Source organism: Planktotalea sp., from assembly GCF_018607995.1.
Taxonomy (GTDB): Bacteria; Pseudomonadota; Alphaproteobacteria; order Rhodobacterales; family Rhodobacteraceae; genus Planktotalea.
Genome location: NZ_JABBAL010000014.1, coordinates 1 through 24,965 on the forward strand (window position 1 = coordinate 1; position 24,965 = coordinate 24,965).

Here is a 24,965-nt window from a genome sequence, read left to right on the forward strand (position 1 = left end):
GCGCTTGTCTCGGAGCCGTCGATCTTGCTTCTGGATGAGCCAATGGCGGGTATGAATGTTGAGGAAAAAGAGGACATGAGCCGCTTTATTCTGGATGTGAACGACGAATTTGGCACCACGATCGCGTTGATCGAACACGACATGGGCGTTGTTATGGACCTCTCTGACCGCATTGTTGTGATGGATTACGGCAAGAAGATTGGTGACGGCACACCGAGTGATATTCGCAACAACCAAGCTGTGATTGATGCGTATTTAGGGGTGGCTCATGACTGATTTTATCTGCCCGCGACTTAAAATGGAGGCGATGTGATGCCCGAACAACTCGTCTTTGCGATGGAAGTGTTCCTCAATGGCTTGATGGCAGGCGTGCTGTATGCACTTGTCGCTTTGGGCTTTGTTTTGATCTTCAAAGCATCTGGTATTTTCAACTATGCCCAAGGGGTTATGGCGCTGTTTTCGGCGATGACCCTGGTGGGCATCATGAAGGGCCAAGTGCCTTTCGCGCACGTGATCAACGCGATCTTTGGCACGGATGTGCACTACTTTGGATGGACAGTGCCAGCGCTGCTTGCGATCATATTAACTGTCGCCGTCATGGTGCTGTTTGCTTGGGCTGTGCAGAAATATATCTTTCGTCACTTGGTCGGGCAGGAGCCGATTATCCTGTTCATGGCTACCATCGGTCTTGCCTACTTCCTTGAGGGCGTGGGCGATTTGATGTGGAATTCGGAGATCAAGAAGCTCGATGTTGGTCTGCCGCAGGGCATCAACGAGGCGATTGATAGCTATACGTTCAACATCTTTGACTACGGTTTCTTTATCGACAACCTTGATATCGTGGCGACCGTGATTGCCGCGCTTTTGGTTGGTGGTCTTGTGATCTTCTCGCAGTACTCCAAAGAGGGCCGCGCAATGCGGGCTGTCGCGGATGATCACCAAGCGGCTTTGTCCGTGGGTGTTTCGCTCAACTTTATCTGGATCATGGTCTGGTCTGTTGCGGGTTTCGTCGCTTTGGTGGCAGGGATAATGTGGGGAACGAAATCGGGGGTGCAATTCTCGCTTTCCTTGATCGCACTCAAAGCGCTCCCTGTTCTCATGCTGGGTGGATTTACGTCTATTCCCGGAGCGATTGTCGGTGGTCTTATTATCGGCGTTGGCGAGAAGTTGTTTGAGTTCGCGATTGGCCCGATGGTTGGTGGCGCGACTGAGAACTGGTTTGCGTATGTGCTTGCCCTGATCTTTCTGGTGTTCCGCCCGCAAGGCCTATTCGGGGAGAAGATCATTGAGAGGGTATAGAAGAGGGGGCTTTTCCCCCGTCGTAAGTGCGACCCCTCTAGAGTTTATTGGCAAGATGAAGGACGTTTTTTATGTTTTATCGTGAAGCTGGCGATTTCAAGACGTCCTACACTGATGACAATCAGACCTTTCCGATCAAGTTTGATCGTTATCGCTACTATGTGGTTTTGGCGGTTGCCTTTGGGGTCATTCCATTCCTGATCAATGATTATTGGGCGAACGCGTTTTTATTGCCGTTCCTTATCTATTCGATTGCGGCAATCGGGTTGAACATTCTGACAGGGTATTGCGGACAAGTTTCGCTGGGGACCGGCGGCTTTATGGCCGTGGGTGCCTATGCCTGCTATAAGTTGATGACGGCATTTCCAGAAGTGAACATCTTTTTCCATGTGATTGCGGCCGGGGGTATTACTGCGATTGTATGCACTGCGTTCGGTTTGCCGTCTCTTCGGATTAAGGGCTTCTATTTGGCTGTTGCGACCCTTGCTGCGCAGTTCTTTCTCGTCTGGCTCTTTAATAAGGTCAGCTGGTTCTACAACTATTCTGCCTCTGGTCAGATCAACGCACCGGAGCGCACTGTATTTGGCGTGCCTGTAACGGGTGCGAACACCGACGCTTGGGCGACCTATCTGTTCTGCCTCGTCTTTTTGGCTATCAGTGCGATTATCGCGCGTAATCTCACGCGTGGGATGCAAGGGCGCAAGTGGATGGCGATCCGCGATATGGATATTGCGGCGGAGATTATTGGGGTGAACCCGCTGAAAGCGAAGCTGAGTGCTTTTGCAGTGTCTGGTTTCTTCATTGGCATCTCTGGCGCGCTGTTCTTTGCAGTCTATCTTGGCGCAGCCGAAGCAGGTGATAGTTTTGGCATTCAAAAGTCTTTTCTTGTTCTGTTCATGATTATCATTGGTGGCCTTGGTTCTATCTTCGGCTCCTTTGCTGGTGCTGCCTTTCTTGTGCTTCTGCCAGTTGCGCTGAAGCTCGTTGGCGTGGATATGTTCGGCTGGCCCACAGACATCGTTGCGCACATTCAGTTGATCATTGTCGGCGCGCTTATCATTATCTTCTTGATTGCAGAGCCGCATGGCATCGCCCAACTTTGGCGCGTTGCGAAAGAGAAATTACGCCTTTGGCCCTTCCCGCATTAAAGCGCGGGGCCAAAGAACAATAAGGGGCGAATGCCCCACACATCGGACTAACCATGGGAGGAAAACCCCGATGAAGATGAAACTAACAACAATGGCGCTCACAGCGCTGATGGCCGCAGGCCCTGCTATGGCAGATCTTGTGTTCCCATCACTTTCTTATCGTACAGGTCCGTTCGCGGCTGGAGGAATTCCATTCGCAGACGGCTATGCGGATTACTTCACACTATTGAACGAGCGTGATGGTGGTATCGGTGGTATTCCAGCGAGACTATTGGAATGCGAAACAGCCTATAACACTGAAAAAGGCGTTGAGTGTTACGAGTCTACAAAGGGCGAAGGCGCTTTGGTTTATCAACCGCTTTCGACTGGAATAACTTACCAGTTGATTCCTAAAGCTACTGCTGATGGCATCCCAATTCACTCCATGGGTTACGGTCGTACTTCTGCTAAAAATGGTAAAGTATTCAGCCATGTCTTCAACTATCCCGTCAATTACTGGGATGGTGCCTCAGTCGGTGTCAACCACTTCAAAAAGCAAGCGGGCGGTTCGCTTGAGGGCAAAAAAATCACGCTTTTGCATTTCAATGGTGCATACGGAAAAGAACCGATTCCGACGCTTGAGGCACTATCTGCGCAAGAGGGCTTCTCTCTGAACACCATCGCAATTGACTATCCTGGACAGGAACAAAAATCGCAGTGGCTTCAAATTCGACGCGAGCGTCCTGATTACGTTCTGTTCTGGGGCTGGGGTGTTATGAACCAAGTGGCTGTTCAGGAAGCCTCAAACATCCGTTTCCCAATGGAGAACTTCATGGGCATCTGGTGGTCTGGAGCCGAGCTTGACGTAATTCCCGCTGGCGACGGCGCGAACGGCTATAAGGCGCTACAGTTTCATAACGTAGGCAACGACTTTCCAGTTTTTGCGGATATCCAGAAACACGTTTTAGACACTGGCAAAGCTGCAGGTGCGGGTGATCAAATCGGTACAGTCCTATACAATCGTGGTGTCTACGCTGCATTCTTGGCCGCTGAAGCTGCGAAAGCTGCTCAAGCTGCAAACGGTACGAAGGACATAACGCCAGCAATGATGCGCGATGCGATGGAAGCATTGAAGATTGATGAGGCAGTCATGGCCGCAGCTGGATTGCCAGGCTTTGGTCCTGAGTTCCAAGTGACTTGTGAAAACCACGGTGGCGGTGGCATGGCGGCGGTTTCTCAGTGGGATGCAGCAGCGCAGAGCTGGTCTTTAGTCTCTGAATTTGAGGCGTCCGACAATGCAATTATTGAGCCGTTGATCATGGCTGATTCAAAGGCGTATGCCGACGAAAACGCTATCGAAGGTCGTTGTAACTAAACTCCTCTTGGTCCGGCAGGCATCGCGTTTGCCGGACCATCCTAACCGAAATTTATGACAGGCGTTTAACATGCTAGATTCTGCTCCGACGACAGAAAAACTGCTCGAAGTGAACAACATTGAAGTGATCTACAACCACGTGATCCTTGTGTTGAAAGGCGTGAGCCTGTCCGTGCCCAAAGGCGGAATTGTTGCCTTGCTAGGTGGCAATGGCGCTGGCAAAACAACGACCTTGAAAGCCATTTCCGGCCTGCTGAAATCGGAGCGCGGTGACATCACCAAAGGCTCTGTTAGTTATCGCGGCGCTGATCTTGCAGGGCGCGATCCTGCTGATCTTGTAAGTTCTGGTGTTATTCAGGTGATGGAGGGCCGTCACTGTTTTGAGCACCTTACCGTTGAGGAAAATTTGCTCACAGGGGCCTACACACGCAAGGACGGCAAGGGCGCTATCGCTGCTGATCTTGAGATGGTTTATGATTACTTCCCACGTTTGAAAGAACGCCGCAAATCGCAAGCGGGCTATACCTCTGGTGGTGAGCAGCAGATGGTTGCGATGGGTCGTGCATTGATGTCGCGCCCTGAAACGGTTCTACTAGATGAGCCTTCCATGGGTCTCGCACCGCAACTTGTTGAACAGATTTTCGAGATTGTGAAAAAGATCAACGAAGAGCAAGGCGTAACCATTTTACTTGCGGAGCAGAACACCAACGTCGCTCTGCGCTATGCGCATTACGGTTATATTCTAGAGAGCGGTCGCGTAGTCATGGATGGTCCTGCTGCAGAGCTGCGCGAAAACCCTGATGTGAAGGAGTTTTATCTCGGCATGTCCGATGAGGGCCGCAAGTCGTTCCGAGATGTGCGCTCTTACCGTCGTCGCAAGCGTTGGCTGAGCTGATCCGCCCCTAACATCCCTTCCATTAGTGAGCTGCCCTTCATGACCAATTATTTCGACACGCTTGAGACACGCTCCGCTGATGAGCGCGCCACACAGCAAAGCGCCGCGTTGATGGAGCAACTCGCGTGCGCGACCAGTGCAGACGGAAATTGTCTGGATGCAAGCGGTGTTGCTGGTATCGACGATCTCGCGAAACTTCCTATTTTGCGCAAGTCCGAACTGCTGAAATGGCAGGTAGAAAAGCCGCCTTTTGGTGGCATCAACACTTCTAACGTTGCGCATATCTTTCAATCTCCAGGTCCGATCTATGAACCCGGAGGCATCACCCATGATTGGTGGCGTATTGGTCGTTTCTTGCATGCGCTTGGTATTGGAAAAGGTGACATTGTTCAGAACTGCTTCGGCTATCATTTGACCCCTGCTGGCTCTATCTTCGAGAATGGCGCACGCGCTGTCGGCGCGACTGTAGTTCCTGCGGGAACGGGTCAAACCGAATTGCAAGTGCGCGCCGCTAAGGACGTTGGGTCGACTGCTTATGCTGGTACTCCAGACTATCTTAAGGTGATCCTCGATAAGGCCGATGAGATGGGCGTTGCGCTTGGCATCACCAAAGCTGCTGTTGGCGGCGGCGCGCTCTTCCCGAGCTTGCGCGCCGAGTATGCAGACCGTGGTATTCTCTGCCTGCAAAATTACGCGACTGCAGACCTTGGCAACGTGGCCTATGAAAGCCAAGCGCAAGAAGGCATGATCGTGGATGAAGGCATCATCCTAGAAATCGTCACCCCTGGCACAGGCATCCCAGTTGAGCCGGGCGAAGTTGGCGAAGTCATCGTCACATCGCTGAACCCCGACTACCCGCTTATTCGCTTTGCGACAGGCGATCTCAGTGTTGTCATGACAGGCACCTCGCCATGCGGCCGCACGAATATGCGCATCACAGGCTGGATGGGTCGCGCTGATCAAACGACCAAGATCAAAGGTATGTTCGTGCGTCCTGAACAGGTTGCTGATCTGGTAGCGAGCCATGAAGGCATCGTGCGCGCGCGCGTAGTGGCGAGCCGTGAAGCAGAAAAAGATGTCCTGACGGTGCAGATTGAAAGCGCCACAACTGATGCGAGTGCATTTGAAAGCGCCGTGCAATCGACCTTGAAGATGAAGGGCGCGATTGAAGTGGTCAGCATTGGTGAGCTGCCACGCGACGGTCTGGTGATTGAAGATTGCCGTCGCTACGATTGAACCGTTACGCGTCAACCTTTCCGCGAGATAGCTGCCAATAACAAATGTTGAACGTGGGGTAACGGGTTTTATGTGATGCACGTTTGAGGGGAATAAGACCCTAAAAACCCGACTTGCACTATGGCTGTCCTAGATCCCCTTTTGACAACTTAATGTTCCGATAAGACGCCTCGACAGAGTTCGGGTTCTTTCCTCTATAAAGACCAAACGAAAGATTCGCGCCCTTCTTGGAGTAGGTGTAAGAAGCATTTCGCTCTTCAGTGGTGAACGTTTCTTCACCATTTACATAGAAGCGAAAGAATGTCTTGTCAGCTCGACCTGCGCGAAACACGATGCGGAAACTAAGCCATTCGTTTAGCCAATCCCCTCGGTATACTGCGACATTGTTGAATTCTTGCCCCACGATCAATCTGATTGCGTCTTGATAAGCGGTCAAATTCGCTGAACTGTTGCGAACGGCCTGCATGGATCTGAAAAATCTAATCCGCGCTGAAATGAGATACCTTGACATCAAAATCTAATGCGTATGTTTTGCCATATGCAATATTACGGCAGTTTCTCAATTCCGCTCGCTGCTTAATAAAGTTGATAAACTTCGCTGAACTGAAGACACTATTTCTTGCTTCTTTTGATGTATAGTCTGCACCATCATAGTCCCCAGACTGAATTCGTACTGTAAATTTTGAAGTATCTTCTGATGATCTTTCAAATGAATTTTTTCTAGGGAACCTTCCCTTTTTACATAACTTCAACCTGGACGCTTCGGGGGCAATATATTTTGCTTGCTCGACAACCTCGAGATATTCATTTTGCGAAAATTCACCATCAAAATCCATATTTCTATGGTTGAGGAAATATGTGAGAGCTTTCTCGGTTCGGGATCCCCAAGCACCGTCTGGACGCCCAACTTCTAGCTTAAGACTCGCCAGAATTTTTTGTACTTCGAGTAGTTTACTGTCTGTAAACGATGGCAAACCAGCCAGTGAAAATGCGACGATAAATACAATGAATTTCAGAAAAATATCCCTTTACTGCGCTCTCTTGGATCAGAGTGATTGATATCCGCCATGTCAAGATAGGATCGAAAGCCGATAATGGCTGTTATATAATATCAAGTACGTACTCACCTCACAAAAAGAAAAGGCCGCCTCGCAAGAGACGGCCCATCCTAATTCTAACAGCTAATTGTTCTTAACCCTGACGGGCCTTGAAGCGAGGCTGTGTTTTGTTGATCACATAAACACGGCCCTTACGGCGCACAACACGGCAGTCGCGGTGACGCGACTTCAGCGAGCGGAGCGAGTTTTTAACCTTCATAGGTCTTCTCCTCTTACGCGGCGCTGATTGCGCCTCGGTGGTTAACGCCCGAAATTGGGCAAATAAATTCATGGTGGGCGATACAAGGATCGAACTTGTGACCCCTTCGATGTCAACGAAGTGCTCTACCGCTGAGCTAATCGCCCATGAAACCTTTACGAAACCGTTGCCCCAAACAAAATTGGAACGCAAAATCCCGCGTCAGTAATGGGGGCTATAAAAGGAGTCGCACACGGGATCAAGGGCTTTTGGCATTTCAAACATTCGTTCTATAACAAGATGAGTAACAGGAGCATTCATGCCACGATCCAGCTTTCAACTCATGCGGCCGGACACACTCACCTCTAGTGTCGTTTGCGCATCCCCGCACAGCGGGCGCGAGTATGCATGGTCGTTTATGCGTCGCTCAGACTTAAGTGACCTCGCGATGCGTTCCTCGGAGGACGCTTTCGTTGATGTGTTGATTGAAGACACGCCTTGTTTCGGTGCGCCTTTGCTAACAGCGACCGTGCCACGTGCTTTTGTGGATCTAAACCGAAGCGATGACGAGCTTGATCCTGCCTTGATAGATGGTGTGAAGAAGGTGGGGCATAACCCACGTGTGGCTTCGGGACTTGGTGTCATACCACGTGTTGTTGCGAACAGCCGTGCGATTTATCGTGGCAAACTAAGCCAAGCCGAAGCGCGCAAGCGGTTGCACGATTATTGGCATCCGTATCACGATCAGTTGGCGAGTTTACTGCAAGACGCGCGCGCGAAATTTGGCACCGCCCTTTTGCTTGATTTCCATTCCATGCCACACGAGGCGCTTGAGAATTTTGGTGGGTTGAAGAAAAATCGCCCCGATGTCGTACTCGGTGATCGCTTCGGGGCTTCCGCAAGTAGCGACATCGTCGACCGCGTCGAGGCCGCATTCGCCAACGCAGGCTTCAAATTGGCGCGCAACACGCCGTTCGCGGGGGCTTACGTGACGAAAACCTATGGTCGGCCCGCCCGAAATCAGCACGCCATCCAGATCGAGATTGATCGGGCGATTTATATGAATGAACAGACCTTAACCAAAAGCGCAAGCTTCGCAGATGTGAAGCGCGCTGTGACCGAGGTTCTTGTCGAGGTATGTGACCTTAGCCGTGGCACTTTGATGCCTGTCGCAGCCGAATAAAGCCTAGCGCAAAGACCGACCTTTTACGATCGCATCACTGCCAAAGCGAGCCCTGATTTTATCTGTTGCTCGTTCGGCTTTGCTGCGTCGCTCTGCGTCAGGGTCGAGCAAATCACCGCTTAAATCCGCCCTATCCGCTTTGGACAGATCCGACAGCCCCGTGCCAATCAAACGATATGGACCTTGATCGCCCAGAGCGTCAAAAAGCGCACGCGCTTCGCGGTACACGCGATCCGTCATTTGCGTAGGTTCGCGCAGAGAAATGCGCCGTGTGATTTGTGTGAAATTTGCGCGTTTGAGTTTCAGTGTTACGACGCGCCCCGCAAGTTCCTTGGCTTTCGCACGATCCGCGACCTGTTCGGACAGCCGCCAAATATGACCATCAAGAATATCCAAGTCGGACGTGTCAGTGTTAAATGTTGTTTCCTTGGAAATACTTTTCATAGGGGCATGTGCAGAGACCCGTCTAAAGTCTTCGCCGCGCGCAATGTGGAAAAGGCGCTCCCCCGTTCCGCCAAAACGCGCCACAAGATCTGCTTTGTCCCAGCGCAAAAGATCATCAAACGTGCGAATGCCAACCTTCTCCAGCGAGGCCTGTGCAGCAGGGCCGACACCCCAGATCATGCGCACTGGTTTACCGGCTAAAAATTCATGCGTTTCGGCTTGGCCAATCACAGAAAACCCGTGAGGTTTGTCCAGATCAGAGGCAACTTTTGCGAGGAACTTGTTGTGCGACAGACCAATAGATCCGGTGATGCCCACCTCGCTGCGCATTCGCTTGATCAAATGCGCAAGCATGACGGCTGGCGGTGCGCCGTGAAGGCGCTGGGTGCCGCGCAGGTCCATGAACGCCTCATCAAGGGAAAGGGGTTCAATGGCGGGTGTCAATTCCAGTATCATCGCTTTTACTGCTTTGGAAGCGTCGACATAGGCAGACATGCGCGGTTTGATTACGACCGCATCGGGGCATAGCTTCAACGCTTGAAACATTGGCATCGCAGAGCGCACGCCCTTGATGCGCGCCACATAGCAAGCCGTTGAGACAACACCGCGCCGCCCGCCGCCTATGATAACAGGCTTGTCTGCAAGTGTCGGATCGTCACGCTTTTCCACGCTCGCATAGAAAGCGTCACAATCCATGTGAGCGATGGAAAGTGTCATAAGCTCAGGATGCGAAATCACGCGCGCAGAGCGACAGGACGGGCAACGGTTGCCACGTTCGAAGTCTGTCAGGCAATCTCTGCAAAGTGCGGGCATGGACCGTCTCGGTTTAGAGGAATTCAAGTAGAGAGAGTACGCGGGGCACTGCTTGAGAGCAAACAGGCAACCTTTGTACTTTCGCCCGAGACTGCTTATATGTAGCGAAGGTTTTTGGGAGAAAGTTATGTCATTGGACCAGTTGGCCCTTCAGTTTCTAAGCGAGAACACGTTTATTGTACTGCTCGCAGCATTCATCATTATTTGTATTATGCTCGGTGTGCGGATCGTTCCGCAATCGGAAAAATTTGTTGTAGAGCGCTTTGGCCGTTTGCGGTCCGTGCTGGGGCCAGGAATCAACTTGATCGTGCCGTTTCTGGACAAAGTGGCGCATAAGATTTCTATCTTAGAACGCCAACTGCCGAATGCCACACAGGATGCGATCACTGCGGATAACGTGTTAGTACAGGTGGAAACGTCAGTGTTCTACCGCATTCTAGAGCCTGAAAAGACAGTGTATCGTATTCGTGATGTGGATGGTGCGATTGCGACGACAGTGGCAGGTATGGTGCGTTCTGAAATTGGTACGATGGAGCTTGATGAGGTTCAATCGAACCGCTCGCAATTGATTTCACAGATTAAGAAGTTGGTTGAAAGCGCGGTGGATGATTGGGGTATCGAAGTGACCCGTGCAGAGCTTTTGGATGTGAACCTCGATCAAGCGACCCGTGATGCGATGTTGCAGCAACTCAATGCAGAACGCGCGCGTCGCGCACAAGTTACAGAGGCAGAGGGCGCGAAGCGATCTGTCGAGCTTGCTGCGGATGCGGAATTGTATGCGGCTGAACAAATCGCCAAAGCCCGCCGGATCGAAGCCGATGCGGAAGCATACGCCACTGGCGTCGTTGCGTCTGCGATTGCGAACAATGGTATGGAAGCGGCGCAGTATCAGGTTGCGCTTAAACAGGTGGAGGCTTTGACGGCGCTTGGCAGTAGCTCAGGATCGCAAACGGTTGTTGTACCGTCGAGCGCCATGGATGCGTTTGGTGATGCGTTCAAGATGTTAAAAGGAGGGTCCAAGTAGTGTGGACCTCTTGGGTATTTTGGATGATCGCGGCTGTGGGCTTGGCAATTTTAGAAGTTTTTGCGCCAAGCTTTATCTTCTTGGGCTTTGCGATTGGCGCTGCTTTGGTGGGCCTAATTCTATTGATCGGCGGATCTGCGATCAGCCTTAGCCTGCCTATGACATTCCTTGTGTTCGCAGTTGTGTCGTTGATCTCGTGGATCGCGTTGCGCCAACTGTTGGGAGTGCGTCGCGGGCAAGTGAAGGTCTGGGACGAAGACATCAACGACTGACGGTTCGGTGGCTTTGCGTGCTGAGCACACAAGGCGACCTCGCGTCGCTTATACAGTCGTCAGTTCGTCCAGAATTGCTTGGGCTGCTGCCTTGCGATCATCTGCGTCGCGAACGGGGCGTCCCACAACGATATGATCAGCGCCGTTTGAAATGGCGCTTGAAGGCGTAGCGATGCGTTTTTGATCACCAGAGGCCGCACCCGCAGGGCGTACACCGGGGGTGACGATCAAACGACCTTGGGATTCTGGCAGTGCGCGAATAGCTGCTGCTTCTTGTGGGGAGGAAATGATCCCGTCTGCGCCAGCTTCAAACGCGCGCCCCGCACGATCGATCACCAGATCAGGAACAGCGCCGTCGCGGATCAGGCAATCATCCAGATCAGCGCGATCCAATGATGTTAGAATGGTTACGCCCAAAATTTTAAGGTTTGTACCAGACGCGCCCTCTTTCGCGGCGCGGATCACATGTGGATCACCATGGACGGTCAGAAAATCCAGATCGAACTGCGCAAGTCCGCGCACAGCCGCTTCGACTGTTGCACTGATATCGAACAGCTTCATATCTAGAAAGATACGCTTGCCCATTTCGCCTTTCAGCTCGTTAGCGAGCGCAAGCCCGCCACCTGTCAACATGCCCAAGCCGATCTTGTAGAACGACACTGTGTCGCCCAAGGTTTCGGCCATTTTCAGTCCGTCGATGGCATTTTGCACATCAAGGGCGACGATTAAGCGATCATCGGACATTCTGGGTCTCCTGCTGGGGTCGCCCTCCTATCGCGCGGAGGGGGCAGCAGGTCAAGTGAATGGGATTAAGTCACGTAGCCCTCAGGCAAAACACCCGGTGCAAATTTCACGTAAGATTTGCTGATACGATATTCTGGCATACGATGCACTTGACGCATCGCCTCGGACACGAAATCCAGTAGAGGATTGCGTTTCTCAGCTTCACGGCCCGGTTTGACTTGGCAGCCAAAAATCATATCACCTGAATTGGTGATAAAGGACACTTTGCCGGTGCCACCTGTTTCTGGTGTGAATTCCTGAATTGGTCTTACGTCAATTCTCTTAACGATCATCATTGTCTCTACTCCTGCTTGAGCCTCGTTTTGAGGCCTCTCATTGTATCTCTGACAACCTTAAAGCGGCGAATCTGGGCGAAATGTGTCCAAATGTGCGTTAATAACGTGGCAGGCTTCTCTTGATACGGCATGGAGCACTGCCCACATTGAGTATGAGGCCCGACGCCAAGCGTGCTGCATAGCAGGCGCGAACGATCAGTCGGGTGCTTTATAAGGAGTACGACACATGGACCTTAACACGTTCACAGAGCGTTCGCGCGGTTTCATCCAAGCGGCGCAAACCATTGCACAAAGCAAAGATCATCAGCGTTTGCTACCCGAACATATTTTGAAAGCACTAATGGATGACGACCAAGGGTTGGCTTCCAATTTGATCTCCCGTGCAGGCGGTGCGCCTATGCGTGTTGTCGAGGCGGTTGATGCCACTGTTGCCAAGATCGCCAAAGTCAGCGGAGACGCGGGGCAAACCTATTTGGATAGTCAAACGGGCAAAGTGCTTGCCGAGGCGGAAAAGCTGGCGAAGAAAGCGGGCGATAGTTTCGTTCCTGTCGAACGTATCTTGCAGGCTTTGTCCTTGGTGAAGTCCAAAGCGCGCGAAGCCTTGGAGGCAGGCGCCGTTTCAGCGCAGAGCCTGAACACAGCGATCAACGATATTCGTAAGGGTCGCACGGCGGACAGTGCTTCTGCTGAGGACGGGTATGATGCGCTTAAGAAATACGCGACGGACCTGACTGAGATGGCGGAGAAGGGCAAGATCGATCCGATTATTGGTCGCGATGAAGAAATCCGCCGAGCCATGCAGGTTTTGTCGCGTCGCACCAAGAATAATCCTGTGCTCATAGGGGAACCCGGCGTTGGTAAAACTGCGATTGCCGAAGGTTTGGCCTTGCGCATCATTAATGGCGATGTGCCAGAGTCTTTGCGCAACAAGCGACTGATGTCGCTTGATATGGGCGCACTGATTGCGGGTGCTAAATATCGCGGTGAGTTCGAAGAGCGTTTGAAAGCGATCCTGTCAGAGGTGACGAGTGCCGCTGGTGAAATCATCCTGTTTATTGATGAGATGCACACGCTTGTTGGCGCGGGCAAAGGCGATGGTGCGATGGATGCGTCAAACCTTTTGAAACCTGCTCTTGCACGTGGCGAATTGCACTGCGTTGGTGCGACGACATTGGACGAATATCGCAAGCACGTTGAAAAAGACGCAGCGCTCGCGCGGCGGTTCCAGCCTGTCATGGTGGAAGAGCCGACAGTCGAAGATACCATTTCGATCCTGCGGGGCATCAAGGAAAAATACGAACTCCACCACGGTGTGCGCATTTCCGATAGCGCGCTGGTGGCGGCTGCCACCCTTTCGCACCGCTATATCACCGATCGCTTTTTGCCCGACAAAGCCATCGACTTGATGGATGAGGCAGGCAGCCGACTGCGCATGGAAGTGGATAGCAAACCCGAAGAGTTGGACGCGCTGGATCGCGAAATTATGCAAAAGCAGATTGAGGCTGAAGCGCTGAAACTTGAGGATGATCGGGCTTCAAAGGATCGTCTTGAGGCGCTTGAGAAAGATCTTGCCGATTTGCAAGAACGTTCGTCAGAGATGACCGTTCAGTGGCAAGCAGAGCGTGACAAGCTCGCGGGCGCGCGCGAGATGAAAGAGCTGCTGGATCGTGCACGCGCCGATCTTGATATCGCCAAACGCGAAGGCAATCTCGCGAAAGCGGGGGAACTATCGTATGGTGTGATACCCGAGCTGGAGAAGATGCTTGGCGATGCGGAGAACCGTGAAGACAGCGACGTTATGGTCGAAGAAGCTGTGCGTCCTGAACAGATCGCAAGCGTGGTTGAGCGTTGGACAGGTATTCCGATGTCGAAGATGCTTGAGGGCGAGCGTGACAAACTGTTGCGCATGGAAGATGCGCTGCATGGGCGTGTGATTGGTCAACATTCTGCGGTAACTTCGGTTGCGAATGCCGTGCGTCGTGCGCGCGCTGGTTTGAATGACGAGAATCGACCTTTGGGTTCGTTCCTGTTCCTTGGGCCAACAGGTGTTGGGAAAACTGAGCTAACGAAAGCAGTGGCAGAATTTCTCTTTGATGACGACAGTGCGATGGTGCGCATTGATATGTCTGAGTTCATGGAGAAACACTCAGTCGCGCGTCTTATTGGTGCTCCTCCGGGCTACGTGGGCTACGATGAGGGCGGCGTATTGACCGAAGCAGTGCGTCGTCGTCCGTATCAGGTCGTGCTCTTTGATGAGGTGGAAAAAGCGCATCCAGATGTGTTCAACGTGCTCTTGCAAGTGCTCGATGATGGTGTGCTGACCGATGGCCAGGGACGCACTGTGGATTTCAAACAAACGTTGATTATCCTCACCTCTAACCTTGGGGCGCAGGCGCTTAGTCAGCTGCCTGAAGGTGCTGATGCAAGTGATGCGAAACGTGATGTGAACGACGCTGTGCGTTCGCATTTCCGGCCAGAGTTCTTGAACCGCCTCGATGAGACGATCATCTTTGATCGCCTTGCGCGGGGTGACATGGCTGGGATTGTGGAAATCCAACTCAAGCGTCTCGCAAAACGTCTGGTCTCGCGCAAGATCACGCTTGATTTGGACGATGCTGCGAAGAAATGGCTTGCCGATGAGGGTTATGACCCAGTGTTTGGCGCGCGTCCTTTGAAGCGTGTGATCCAGCGCGCGTTGCAGAACCCATTTGCGGAAATGTTGCTTGCGGGGGATGTGGGCGATGGCGCGACCATTGATGTGAGCGCAGGAGTGGAAGGGTTGATCATCGGCGACAAAGTGGCGAGCACCAATCGCCCGCGTCCGGAAGATGCTGTGGTGCATTGATCCGATTGCCCTGTGTGCTTAGCACGCAGGGCAACATCCTGACATAAACCGTGCTTTGACACTGCACAGCCAAAATTAGAAAACGGCCTCATAACCCCAACTACGAGGCTGTTTTCATGCAAATGCCCCCTGACATGGTAATTTTCGATTGCGACGGCGTGATCGTCGACAGCGAGGGCATCACCAATCGCGTGATTCAGGAAAACTTAAAAACCTATGGTCTAGATCTCGCCCTTGACGAGATCATGCGCTTGTTCGTGGGTGGCACGATGCAAGGTGTGATGGATCTTGCGCGCGATATGGGTGCCAAGTTGCCGGATAGTTGGCTCGACGAGATTTACCCCGAAATGCATGCAGCCTTAGCGATTGAGGTCGAAGCCGTCCCAGGTGCGATTGCGGTTCTCGATGCGCTAGACGCCGCTGGCGTTCCTTATGCGATTGGCTCGAACGGACCTCATGCGAAAATGGAGGTTACATTGGTGCGTACAGGGCTGAGAGACCGGCTCAAAGGACGTATTTATTCGCGTGAGGATGTGCCAAACCCAAAGCCCGCGCCAGATGTGTATTTACTTGCCGCGAAGAATGCAGGTGTTTCACCGGATCGCTGCGTTGTCATCGAAGATAGTGCGAGTGGTGCGAAAGCAGGTGTTGCAGCTGGTATGCGGACCTATGGATTTTACGCAGAAACACCCAAAGAACGGCTCGCCACGATTTGCGATGCTCTGTTCAACGATATGGCTGATTTACTAGCACTGTTGGGGCTAACAAAATAATAGGGGCGCAGGCCGTCAACGACCTGCACTCCTTCTTTCAATCCAGACGTCTGCGTGAGTGGGTTAACCTGGATGGAAGGTCTCGCGGATACTTTGTGTCTTAGCCGCCGAGATCAGGGAGAACGTCGGCCTCAACAGCATCCTTAAGTTCTTGCTCAGTGAGTGCGCCATCGCCATTCGCGTTTGCCAATGTGAACTGGTCTTCGCTGATTTCAGGATAGGCGGCTTTCATTTCTTCCATGCTTAGCATTTTGTCGGCATTCGCGTCGGCGTCCGACATTGCGAAGCTCGCTGTTGCAAAGGAAAGTGCCGTGAGTGTGGGTGCGGCTTTTAGGTACATGAGTGGTCTCCATTGGTATCGCGCATCAAATATGTGCGCAGTGCAATGATGTGAGATCGGTCCGCATCTTGCAGTCCTAGCCTGTATCTATGCGTTTTTTGGCCAGAAGTTGCGCATTTTGTCAAATTACCTAAGCGGCGTTTCGCACCACCAAACGGGGTTGGCCGATATAGGCCAAGTTAAGCTCAAGCCAGCTGGGCATATGTGCGGGAACACGCCTGAAAATACAAAACCTCACCAGCGGAGGCTGACGGGGTTTTGCGTTTACGATTGGAATACTCGTTTTAGTGGCCTTGGTCATTTGCGTGCTGGATCGCTTGCAGATGAAGGACGCGATCAGACGTAACTATCCTGTCATTGGACGTTTCCGGCATTTTTTTCCAGGCTTGGTGAGTTCTTTTGGCAGTATTTCGTTGCGATGGATCGTGAGGAACTGCCGTTTAACCGTGCACAACGTGAATGGGTGAAGCGCGCGGGCGAGGGCAAAGGTAATACCGTTGCGTTCGGCTCGACCCGTAGTCTGAATGTCACTGGTACACCGATCTTTGCGAATGCCGCTTTTCCACCGCTCGATGATCCATTTTCTAGCTCTGAACTTTTGGTTATCGGACCAGAAACGCGCGCACCCTACCTTGCTCCCAGCTTTTTCAAAGTATCGGGCATGAGGTATGGCGCGATTTCAAAACCGGTGGTGCAAGCGTTAAGCCGCGGTGCGAAAGAGGTGGGTGTTTGGCTAAACACGGGTGAGGGCGGGCTAAGCCCATTCCATTTGGAAGGTGGCTGTGACGTGGTCTTTCAGATTGGCACGGCCAAATATGGTGTGCGCGATGCGCAAGGCGGTATGAGTGACGACAAGCTGCGCAAGGCTGCTGTTCATGAGAGTGTGCGTATGTTCGAATTGAAACTCGCCCAAGTTGCAAAACCCGGTAAGGGCGGTATTCTTCCGGGGGCGAAAGTGACGGCGGAGATCGCTGAGATCAGGGGCATTCCAGAGGGCAGTGATAGCTTGTCCCCAAACCGCCATCTTGAGATTGATGATTGGGGTAATCTATTGAATTTCGTCGCGCATATGCGCGAGGTCACAGGCAAGCCTGTGGGCATCAAAAATGTGGTTGGAACCGAAACTAGTATGCAAGGTTTGTTTGATGAGATCGCGGCGCGCGGCGCCGCGTTAGCGCCTGACTTTATTACCATCGACGGTGGTGAAGGAGGTACAGGTGCAGCGCCAATGCCGCTGATTGATCTCGTTGGCATGTTGATCAGAGAGGCGCTGCCCTTGGTCGTGGATATGCGTAATCGCGCGGGCTTGAAAGATCGTGTGCGCATCATTGCGAGTGGTAAGTTGGTGAATTCGGGCGATCTCGCATGGGCGTTGGCAGCAGGTGCTGATTTGGTCACGTCTGCGCGTGGCTTTATGTTTTCGCTTGGTTGCATTCAGGCGCTAAAGTGCAACAAGAATACGTGCCCGACGGGCATCACGACACATGACCCGAGGTTTCAAAAGGACTGGTAGTGGAAGACAAATACAAGCGTGTCGCACGCTATGCCAAAAGCCTGATCAAAGAGGTCGAAACCATCGCGCATTCCGTGGGTGTGACGGAACCGCGCCAATTCCGCCGCCATCATGTGCGTTTGATGCAAGACAACGGGCGATCCGAGTTGATGTCGGATCTGTATCCTGTTTGTTTGCTAAGCTGGTCTGCAGCGATGCGCGCAATCTTTTCTCCGGGCAGCATTAACAGGCCAACAATAGCAATGGCGACCGCCACAAGGACGATCACGACCAATTGGATCAAGAAACTCATCTGGCTGTTCCGCCTGGTTTTTCGTGATTCTATGCGTGGTGCTGCCCCACTGCAACCCATGGGCGCTCACTTTCAGAAGAGTGGCAAGAGGTTGCTTGTGCGGTTTCCCTTCTCTTAGCACGCAGTTGCCCGTATAGAGCGCGCCATGACACAGAACCCTCCTTCGCTTCGCCCTGATCTAGCGCCTCCTGCCAAGCTGCCTGACGCCGCGCGTCCTGGCCAGCCCCGCATTGGTATGGTCAGCCTTGGTTGCCCTAAGGCTTTGGTCGACAGCGAGCGTATCCTGACGCGGCTTCGCGCCGAAGGGTATGGCATCTCGCCTGATTATTCGGGCGCAGATGCGGTGATCGTGAACACCTGTGGATTTCTTGATAGCGCCAAGGCGGAAAGCCTTGATGCGATTGGTGAGGCCTTGCAAGCGAACGGCAAGGTTATCGTGACAGGATGTTTGGGGGCAGAGCCAGACTATATTCGCGAACATCACCCAAAGATTTTGGCTGTCACTGGTCCACATCAATACGAACAGGTTTTGGACGCTGTGCATAGTGCGGTGCCGCCATCGCCTGATCCGTTTGTGGATCTTCTGCCTGCCTCTGGCGTATCGCTAACACCACGGCATTACAGTTATCTTAAGATCTCGGAGGGCTGCAATCACAAGTGTAAATTCTGCATTATTCCCGATATGCGTGGTCGTCTTGCGTCGCGGCCTGCCCATGCTGTTCTGCGGGAAGCGGAAAAGCTGGTGGAGAGTGGCGTGAAGGAGCTGTTGGTGATCTCTCAAGATACCTCTGCATATGGCCTTGATCGCAAGTATGATGTGAACCCTTGGAAAGATGGTGAGGTGCGTTCGCATATCACTGATCTAAGCCGTGAAATTGGCAAGCTCGGCGCGTGGGTACGGCTGCATTATGTGTATCCTTACCCATCTGTGCGCGAATTGATCCCTTTGATGGCCGATCCTGAGAACGGTTTGCTCCCCTACCTCGATATCCCCTTCCAACATGCGCATCCTGATGTGTTGAAACGTATGGCGCGCCCTGCGGCCGGGTCGAAAACCTTGGACGAGATTACCGCGTGGCGTGCGACATGCCCTGACATTACTTTGCGCTCGACCTTTATTGTTGGCTATCCGGGTGAGACAGAGCAAGAGTTCCAAACATTGCTCGATTGGATGGATGAAGCGCAGCTCGATCGTGTTGGGTGTTTCCAGTACGAAAATGTCGAGGGCGCACGCAGCAATGCTTTGCCTGATCATGTTCCAAGCGAGGTTAAGCAAGAGCGTTGGGACCGTTTCATGGAAAAAGCGCAAGCGATTTCAGAGGCAAAGCTGGCGGCGAAAGTTGGCACGCGCATGGAGGTTATCGTTGACGAGATTGATGATGAAGCTGCGACGTGTCGTACCAAGGCGGATGCGCCTGAGATTGATGGCAATCTGTTTATCGATGAAGGTTACGAAGGGCTGAACTTGGGCGACATTGTCACGGTCACAGTGGATGAAGCCGGCGAATATGATCTGTGGGGTGTTTTAGAAGCTTAAGGTTTTGCTAACCAATCTTGCTTAGTTAATAACCATGTTGCTAAGGCTCTGATTTTTATTCTGTTTGTGTGCCGTATCTGCTTGCTCAAATGGTGATCCTGAAGCTGAAGTCATTTGTTTGCTTGAAACCTGTAGTGGTGACGACGATGATGATGACGTGGGGAATGATCGTATCGAAGATGAAGAACCAAATACGATCACGATTTCTGCAACGGACGTTTCCATCGGCCAGTTGATCGGGAATATTGATGATGCAAATTACAATCCCGCATTTCAGGTATTTACGATTTTTGCGCCTGGTCTTGATGCGCAACTCAATCGGTTCTTTACGGCTGACTGCAATGGCATTTTAGTGATGCGAGATCCGACAGAAGCACACGACGCCTACCTCGGCCAAGGAACAGGCACTAGAGTGCTGGTTTACTCCGGTGGATTGGCGGGAAATGTTCAAAATTTTACCACTTTTGGTCGTACGAGTGCAGCGGAACTTCCACTCACAGGAAGCGTGGAGTTTAATGGGGACTACGTTGGTTTTACGCCCACACGACGGGCCAATGGGCGGACAAGTTTGGATGTTAATTTCGCGGCGGCGACGATAAGCGGCTCCATCACCAATCGCGTGCTACGTCTTAAGCCCGACAACACTTTAGATGTTGTGAACCCCCTCAGCACACTTAATTTAGGCTTAGCCACAATAAGCAATGCTGGTCGGTTCTCAGGTATGACAACAGGCGGCGAAATCGTAAATGGCCAAATCGTGTGGAACCCAGCGACAGGGAACTTCGCAGGATTAATCGGTGGCGCCACAGGTAATGAAGCCGCTGGAACTGTTTCTGTGGATCATACCGATACGACGGGAGGAAGTTTTCAAGAAATTGGCGGCTTCCTTGCGACGTGGTAACATTTGCAGCTAGGTGTCTGTGCAACGTAATTCAAAGACAAAAAAATGAGTGCTCCGCGCAAAAAGATCGCCGTAGAGGGTCACAATTTTTAAATCATGACAGAACAAACCAACGGTGTTTGGCGTGCTGAAGTTGTGAACAGCGATACATCATCCTTCGCGTTTGATCCGACCTTTGATGGTGAAGCGGAAACCGTCGCGCATGCGAGTGATGCTTTGCTCAGTCGCGATATTTCAGGTTTTCTCGGATAAGAAATCCCTGATTTGCGCTTTGAGGTGGGGGATCGCCTTCGGGTGATTCAAGTAAGTTGTGATCAGCATCATACGCCAGTGCTGACCTTCCTCGCCGAAGTCTATGCTTTCGATTTCTTTTGTGGTGACCGGCGCGACAAAGAACCAATTTATAGTGTCTTCTACCAGCGCGCTTGGATAGGCGCGCGACCAGATGATGCGGCTCTCGGGCAGGGTGAGCGCGAACTATTCCTTCGTTTCGCGTAATGCGCATTCGATGAACGTTTCGTCGCCCTCAGCCCCACCGCCTGGTAAATCCCAAAGCGCTAGGTAGGGAATATTTGAGAGGTCATCGCGTAGATACGTCAGCAGCTGATCTTCGTAAAACAGCAGGGTCTTTGAGCCCCCGAAGGCAGGTTGGGCCGGTGTCATCCCATCAGGATCTGTCCAAATTCATCGCGCAGATTGCGCTTGAGCACCTTGCCCGTAGCATTGCGTGGAAGCGCGCCTGTGAACACAACCGCATCCGGTTTTTGCCAGCTCGCAATTTTCCCGTCAAAGAATGCGATCAAATCGTCTGGTTTTGGATCACAGCCCTCTGCCTTTACAGCGACAAGCACTGGACGTTCATCCCATTTAGGATGTGCCGCGCCGATGACGGCGGCTTCAAGAAGGTCTGGATGTGCGACAGCGATATTCTCGAGCTCGACAGAGCTGATCCATTCGCCACCTGATTTGATGATATCTTTGGCGCGATCACAGATCGTCATGTAGCCATCCGCGTCAATCCGCGCGACATCGCCTGTGTCAAACCAACCATCGCGTAGCTCGTCATCTTTCACCGGCTTGAAATATCCCGATAGTACCCAAGGACCGCGCACCAGCAAATCGCCCTGAGCGACATCATCGCAAGGCAGGTCTTTACCGTTCTCATCTACAATTTTCAGCTCCATCCCGTATGGAGGCCGGCCTTGGTTTTCACGTAACTTGCGCTGGGCTTCAGTCGGGAGCTTTGCGTGTTTCGCAAGCGGTTGGTTGGAGGTGCCAAGCGGGCTCATCTCTGTCATGCCCCATGCGTGAATAAGATCAACGCCATAGTCATCGCGGAACGTGTCAATCATCGAGGGCGGGCAGGCGGAGCCACCCACAACTGTGCGTTCAAGACTGCTTAGTGTGCTTCCCGAGTCCTTGGCGGCCATGAGCAAGCCTTGCCAGATCGTGGGCACACCCAATGCGATATCAACTTGCTCTGCATCGATCAGCTTCAATAGACTTGAACCATCGAGACCTGGCCCCGGCAGAACCAATTGGCACCCGACCATCGCTGCTGCATAGGGCGTGCCCCATGCGTTGACGTGGAACATGGGCACGACAGGCAGCACGATATTGCGTGCGGAAAAGCCGATGCAGTCGGGCAAAGCAGCAGCGAAGCTGTGTAGTATGGTGGAGCGATGTGAAAACAAAACACCCTTGGGATTGCCCGTCGTGCCAGAGGTGTAGCACAGGCTGGACGCGGTATTTTCATCAAAGTCAGGCCAAACGAAATTCTCATCGCCCGTCTCGATGAATTCATCATAAAACCGCAACTCTGGCACGCTTTCTAACGCGGCCTCATCGCGCGGACCCATGAGGATGATCGCCTTGAGCGTCGGCATTTTATCTTTGAGCGCGGCTGCGAGGGGGAGGAACGTTGCATCAATGAACAGCACTTCGTCTTCGGCATGGTTCACGATGTAGACCAGTTGCTCAGGGAAAAGGCGCGGGTTGATCGTATGGCACACGAATTGCGCGCTGGACACGCCAAAATAAATCTCAAGATGACGTTGATTGTTCCACGCAATTGTTGCGCAGCGCGCAGATGGTTTCAGACCCATCTTGGTCAACGCGCTCGCGAGCTTTTTCGAATTGCGCTGAACCTCGCCCCAATTAGAACGGCTCACGCTGCCATCCATTTCAACAGAGGTGATTTCAGTGCTGGCGTGATAGTGACCCGCATGATCAATAAGTGACGAGATTAGCAAGTTGCCTTGCATCATTTGACCTAGCATATTTCGTATCCTCCCAAAGCTTGGCTTAAAGAGGCGGCGAAAGGCGGGTTTTGTCAATCGTTTTGAAGGGGGCTTATGGGAAGATCTGGGGCCTCGGACAAGTAAGCGTTCACGCAATCCTGCACGCGGCGAAATCGATCACCGCCGAGATGCACGCCGCCATACCAGCGCGTGACGACAATGAGATGATCACACAGTTGGGCCCGTTCCAGCATACGCAGTATGATCGCGCCTGCACCGCTTTCACCATCGTCGTTCTTGATGGGTCCGGTTTCGTGACACAGGAGCGCCCATGTGTTGTGGGTCGCTTTCGTGAAACGCTTGTTACGTTTGAGGGCCTTAAGGAAGGCTAAGGCATCAGTTTTGCTTTTTGCAGGTCCGCCGCTTACTGCATATTTAGAGCCACGGTCAGTGACCACATGGGCAATCTGAAACACTACTAAAGCTTTGCTGCCGCTTCGCGGACTGTGTCGATGCGCGAAGCGTTGGGTGGGTGCGTGCCAAGGAAAGTATTACCTGGATCGGGAATGCGCGTGAAGAATGCAGCGCCGCGCACAGGGTCATAGCCAGCCTTATGGCTGATCAAAGTGCCGAGGCGATCTGCCTCAAGCTCAAAATCTTTGGAGTATCCCCGCGCACCAACTGTCGCGCCAACTTGCTGGGCCGTTTGCACGATTTGCTCACCACCGCCGGTGATTGCGGCAAGGCCCCCGAATATCAACGCGCCTGCTGTCGCGTTTACTTGTTGACGTGCGAGGTGTTCTTCGATGTGGTGTGCAGCCTCATGGCCCATAACAAAAGCGAGCTCGTCCGCGTTGCGCACGGTTGCAATCAAAGGAATGTTGAATGCTAGAACAGGCCGGCCATTTTTGTCGAGTGTTTGAAATGCGTTGGGTGCTTGGCCCGGACGATCATCGACGACAATGTTGAAGTCACAGTTCAGATTCGTGGTCCGCGCGCGGCATTCCGCTTCTGAGACGGGCTCAACTGTTTGCACAACTTTCACGAACTGGCGTGCGGCTTGCTCTGCATTTGCGGATGTCGGTGCTGGTACGCTGGGCTGGCTTGGTGTTGCTGGTTCAGGGCTGGGGGTGGAGACGCACGCGCTTAGGCTTACTGCAAAGAGTGGTATAGAGAGATATCTGATCATGCGTATTCACACCTCAAGCAGTTTTAATTTACGTTCAAGATAGGCGGGCCGTCTGGGCAATACCAGTCACGAATTTGCACAGTTGCCGTTGCTTGAGCGATCCGCTGCTCTTAAACTTTGGCAAAGCGCAAAGAGAGGATCGAAAATGAAAACGGGGTTTTTCTGGGACGAAAGCTGTTTCTGGCACAGTGGTGGAAACTACGCGAGCATGATGCCTGTCGGCGGTTTGATCCAACCCATGGTTAATGGTGGTCTACCTGAAAGCCCTGAAAGCAAACGCCGGTTTAAAAACCTGATGGATATGACGGGACTGTCTGGTGAGCTTGCGATGCAGGGCGCTAAGCCCGCTAGTCGCGAGGATCTGTTGCGCGTGCATCCTGCAAGTTATCTTGATGCCTTTAAAGAGACGTCGGACACGGGTGGTGGTGAGATCGGCGAGCGCTGCCCTTTTGGTCCCGGTGGATATGATATCGCGGCCACTTCTGCGGGTCTTGCTAAGGCGGCCTTGGAGGCCGTGTTAAAGGGTGAGTTGCAGAACGCCTATTCCCTGTCACGTCCGCCCGGACATCACTGTTTGCCGGATCAGCCGATGGGCTTTTGTTTGCTCGCGAATATTCCAATCGCGATTGAAGCGGCACTCGCCAAAGGTTTGGCAAAGCGCGTCGCCGTCATTGATTGGGATGTGCATCACGGCAATGGCACGGAAGCGATCTATTATGATCGGGGTGATGTTCTGACGATCTCCATTCATCAAGAGAACAATTTCCCACCTGTCACCAGCGGGTTCGAAGATCGCGGAAAAGGTGCGGGCCAGGGGTGCAATTTAAACATTCCGCTACCTCCGGGGGCGGGTCATGCCAGTTACCTTGAGGTGATGGAAACCATCGTGGTCCCCCAAATGTGTGCGTATCAGCCCGATGTGATTATTGTGGCCTGCGGGTTTGACGCGACCTCTGTTGATCCTTTGGCGCGTATGATGGCGACGGTTGATACATTCCGCCAAATGACCCGTCAGGTGATGACGCTTGCAGAGGACATTTGTCAGGGCCGCGTGATGATGGCGCATGAGGGGGGATATTCTGAAGTTTACGTTCCTTTCTGTGGCCATGCGGTTTTGCAAGAAATGAGCGGAAGCCATATTGAGGCGACTGATCCTATGGCCCCACTCAATCTTGTTCGCCAGCCGGGCGCGCCGCATCAGGCGTTTGTTAGCGGCGAGATTGCGAAAATGCGCGACGCACTTGGGCTTAGTGGTTGAAATTACGCCACTTCGTGATGATGTAGCGCTCAAT

24 protein-coding genes, 1 tRNA gene and 2 pseudogenes are annotated in these 24,965 nt (G+C 52.6%); 16 read left to right on the forward strand and 11 right to left on the reverse strand.

Annotation, left to right across the window (positions count from 1 at the left end; genetic code table 11):
• The 6 genes and pseudogenes from QZ280_RS03715 to QZ280_RS03740 form a co-directional block, all read left to right on the forward strand.
• Window positions 1-276: pseudogene (locus QZ280_RS03715) on the forward strand (ABC transporter ATP-binding protein); the annotation flags it as partial.
• Window positions 277-312: 36 nt separating this feature from the next.
• Entirely contained in the window at window positions 313-1,299 is a 987-nt protein-coding gene (locus QZ280_RS03720; RefSeq protein ID WP_293441205.1) for a branched-chain amino acid ABC transporter permease, read from the forward strand.
• 71 nt (window positions 1,300-1,370) lie between these two features.
• On the forward strand, window positions 1,371-2,447 hold the full coding sequence (locus QZ280_RS03725; protein WP_293441206.1) for a branched-chain amino acid ABC transporter permease: 1,077 nt from the start codon (window positions 1,371-1,373) through the stop codon (window positions 2,445-2,447).
• A gap of 70 nt (window positions 2,448-2,517) precedes the next feature.
• Complete coding sequence (locus QZ280_RS03730) at window positions 2,518-3,801, forward strand: ABC transporter substrate-binding protein (protein WP_293441207.1); 1,284 nt, start codon at window positions 2,518-2,520, stop codon at window positions 3,799-3,801.
• A gap of 70 nt (window positions 3,802-3,871) precedes the next feature.
• A complete protein-coding gene (locus QZ280_RS03735; protein WP_293441208.1) occupies window positions 3,872-4,696 on the forward strand; it encodes an ABC transporter ATP-binding protein in 825 nt (274 codons plus the stop codon).
• Window positions 4,697-4,735: 39 nt separating this feature from the next.
• Window positions 4,736-5,932, forward strand: coding sequence for a phenylacetate--CoA ligase family protein (locus QZ280_RS03740; protein WP_293441209.1), 1,197 nt, complete (start codon window positions 4,736-4,738; stop codon window positions 5,930-5,932).
• 479 nt (window positions 5,933-6,411) lie between these two features.
• Here QZ280_RS03740 and QZ280_RS03745 read toward each other — a convergent pair whose 3' ends face one another.
• The 3 genes from QZ280_RS03745 to QZ280_RS03755 all read right to left on the reverse strand — a co-directional run bounded on the left by QZ280_RS03745 (window position 6,412) and on the right by QZ280_RS03755 (window position 7,395).
• Window positions 6,412-6,768: a hypothetical protein gene (locus QZ280_RS03745; protein WP_293441210.1), complete on the reverse strand. Its 357-nt coding sequence runs from the start codon at window positions 6,766-6,768 to the stop codon at window positions 6,412-6,414.
• 355 nt (window positions 6,769-7,123) lie between these two features.
• The gene (ykgO, locus tag QZ280_RS03750; protein ID WP_048864290.1) at window positions 7,124-7,249 is read right to left on the reverse strand and encodes a type B 50S ribosomal protein L36; all 126 of its coding nucleotides are present in this window, start codon (window positions 7,247-7,249) and stop codon (window positions 7,124-7,126) included.
• 71 nt (window positions 7,250-7,320) lie between these two features.
• A tRNA-Val gene (locus QZ280_RS03755) sits at window positions 7,321-7,395 on the reverse strand.
• Between the two features lie 152 nt (window positions 7,396-7,547).
• On the opposite strand from QZ280_RS03755, the gene QZ280_RS03760 reads away from it, so the two are divergent.
• On the forward strand, window positions 7,548-8,411 hold the full coding sequence (locus tag QZ280_RS03760) for an N-formylglutamate amidohydrolase (RefSeq protein WP_293441211.1): 864 nt from the start codon (window positions 7,548-7,550) through the stop codon (window positions 8,409-8,411).
• Window positions 8,412-8,414: 3 nt separating this feature from the next.
• Here QZ280_RS03760 and QZ280_RS03765 read toward each other — a convergent pair whose 3' ends face one another.
• Window positions 8,415-9,668 (reverse strand): DNA polymerase IV, encoded by a 1,254-nt coding sequence (locus tag QZ280_RS03765; protein ID WP_293441212.1) that lies wholly within the window; start codon window positions 9,666-9,668, stop codon window positions 8,415-8,417.
• Window positions 9,669-9,795: 127 nt separating this feature from the next.
• Here QZ280_RS03765 and QZ280_RS03770 point away from each other — a divergent pair, with 127 nt between their 5' ends.
• Both QZ280_RS03770 and QZ280_RS03775 read left to right on the forward strand, forming a co-directional pair.
• The gene (locus tag QZ280_RS03770) at window positions 9,796-10,692 is read left to right on the forward strand and encodes an SPFH domain-containing protein (protein WP_293441213.1); all 897 of its coding nucleotides are present in this window, start codon (window positions 9,796-9,798) and stop codon (window positions 10,690-10,692) included.
• On the forward strand, window positions 10,692-10,964 hold the full coding sequence (locus QZ280_RS03775) for a hypothetical protein (RefSeq protein WP_009829855.1): 273 nt from the start codon (window positions 10,692-10,694) through the stop codon (window positions 10,962-10,964). The genes QZ280_RS03770 and QZ280_RS03775 overlap by 1 nt, the downstream gene beginning before the upstream one ends.
• 48 nt (window positions 10,965-11,012) lie before the next feature.
• Here QZ280_RS03775 and pyrF read toward each other — a convergent pair whose 3' ends face one another.
• Complete coding sequence (gene pyrF / locus QZ280_RS03780) at window positions 11,013-11,708, reverse strand: orotidine-5'-phosphate decarboxylase (protein WP_293441214.1); 696 nt, start codon at window positions 11,706-11,708, stop codon at window positions 11,013-11,015.
• Between the two features lie 65 nt (window positions 11,709-11,773).
• On the reverse strand, window positions 11,774-12,043 hold the full coding sequence (locus QZ280_RS03785) for a hypothetical protein (RefSeq protein ID WP_293441215.1): 270 nt from the start codon (window positions 12,041-12,043) through the stop codon (window positions 11,774-11,776).
• A 226-nt stretch (window positions 12,044-12,269) separates the two neighbouring features.
• Here QZ280_RS03785 and clpB point away from each other — a divergent pair, with 226 nt between their 5' ends.
• Both clpB and QZ280_RS03795 read left to right on the forward strand, forming a co-directional pair.
• Window positions 12,270-14,888, forward strand: coding sequence for an ATP-dependent chaperone ClpB (gene clpB, locus QZ280_RS03790; protein WP_293441216.1), 2,619 nt, complete (start codon window positions 12,270-12,272; stop codon window positions 14,886-14,888).
• Window positions 14,889-15,004: 116 nt separating this feature from the next.
• Window positions 15,005-15,661: an HAD family phosphatase gene (locus QZ280_RS03795; protein ID WP_293441217.1), complete on the forward strand. Its 657-nt coding sequence runs from the start codon at window positions 15,005-15,007 to the stop codon at window positions 15,659-15,661.
• Window positions 15,662-15,761: 100 nt separating this feature from the next.
• On the opposite strand, the gene QZ280_RS03800 is transcribed toward QZ280_RS03795, so the two are convergent.
• On the reverse strand, window positions 15,762-16,001 hold the full coding sequence (locus QZ280_RS03800; RefSeq protein WP_293441218.1) for a hypothetical protein: 240 nt from the start codon (window positions 15,999-16,001) through the stop codon (window positions 15,762-15,764).
• A 269-nt stretch (window positions 16,002-16,270) separates the two neighbouring features.
• On the opposite strand from QZ280_RS03800, the pseudogene QZ280_RS03805 reads away from it, so the two are divergent.
• From QZ280_RS03805 to QZ280_RS03820, 4 genes and pseudogenes are all read left to right on the forward strand, one after another.
• Window positions 16,271-17,681, forward strand: a pseudogene (locus tag QZ280_RS03805) (FMN-binding glutamate synthase family protein); the annotation flags it as partial.
• 270 nt (window positions 17,682-17,951) lie between these two features.
• Entirely contained in the window at window positions 17,952-19,343 is a 1,392-nt protein-coding gene (gene rimO, locus QZ280_RS03810; protein WP_293441219.1) for a 30S ribosomal protein S12 methylthiotransferase RimO, read from the forward strand.
• A gap of 118 nt (window positions 19,344-19,461) precedes the next feature.
• Entirely contained in the window at window positions 19,462-20,244 is a 783-nt protein-coding gene (locus QZ280_RS03815; protein ID WP_293441220.1) for a hypothetical protein, read from the forward strand.
• A gap of 96 nt (window positions 20,245-20,340) precedes the next feature.
• On the forward strand, window positions 20,341-20,496 hold the full coding sequence (locus tag QZ280_RS03820; protein ID WP_293441221.1) for a hypothetical protein: 156 nt from the start codon (window positions 20,341-20,343) through the stop codon (window positions 20,494-20,496).
• A 225-nt stretch (window positions 20,497-20,721) separates the two neighbouring features.
• Here QZ280_RS03820 and QZ280_RS03825 read toward each other — a convergent pair whose 3' ends face one another.
• The 4 genes from QZ280_RS03825 to QZ280_RS03840 are packed head-to-tail and all read right to left on the reverse strand — an operon-like array spanning window position 20,722 to window position 23,673.
• The gene (locus QZ280_RS03825) at window positions 20,722-20,907 is read right to left on the reverse strand and encodes an NUDIX domain-containing protein (protein WP_293441222.1); all 186 of its coding nucleotides are present in this window, start codon (window positions 20,905-20,907) and stop codon (window positions 20,722-20,724) included.
• Window positions 20,904-22,523, reverse strand: coding sequence for a long-chain-fatty-acid--CoA ligase (locus tag QZ280_RS03830; RefSeq protein ID WP_293441223.1), 1,620 nt, complete (start codon window positions 22,521-22,523; stop codon window positions 20,904-20,906). Before QZ280_RS03830 ends, QZ280_RS03825 begins: the two co-directional genes overlap by 4 nt.
• Before the next feature lie 53 nt (window positions 22,524-22,576).
• The gene (locus tag QZ280_RS03835; RefSeq protein ID WP_293441224.1) at window positions 22,577-22,960 is read right to left on the reverse strand and encodes a YigZ family protein; all 384 of its coding nucleotides are present in this window, start codon (window positions 22,958-22,960) and stop codon (window positions 22,577-22,579) included.
• A gap of 2 nt (window positions 22,961-22,962) precedes the next feature.
• Entirely contained in the window at window positions 22,963-23,673 is a 711-nt protein-coding gene (locus QZ280_RS03840; RefSeq protein WP_293441225.1) for a M48 family metalloprotease, read from the reverse strand.
• A gap of 145 nt (window positions 23,674-23,818) precedes the next feature.
• Here QZ280_RS03840 and QZ280_RS03845 point away from each other — a divergent pair, with 145 nt between their 5' ends.
• The gene (locus QZ280_RS03845; RefSeq protein ID WP_293441226.1) at window positions 23,819-24,931 is read left to right on the forward strand and encodes a class II histone deacetylase; all 1,113 of its coding nucleotides are present in this window, start codon (window positions 23,819-23,821) and stop codon (window positions 24,929-24,931) included.
• Window positions 24,932-24,965: the final 34 nt, after the last annotated feature.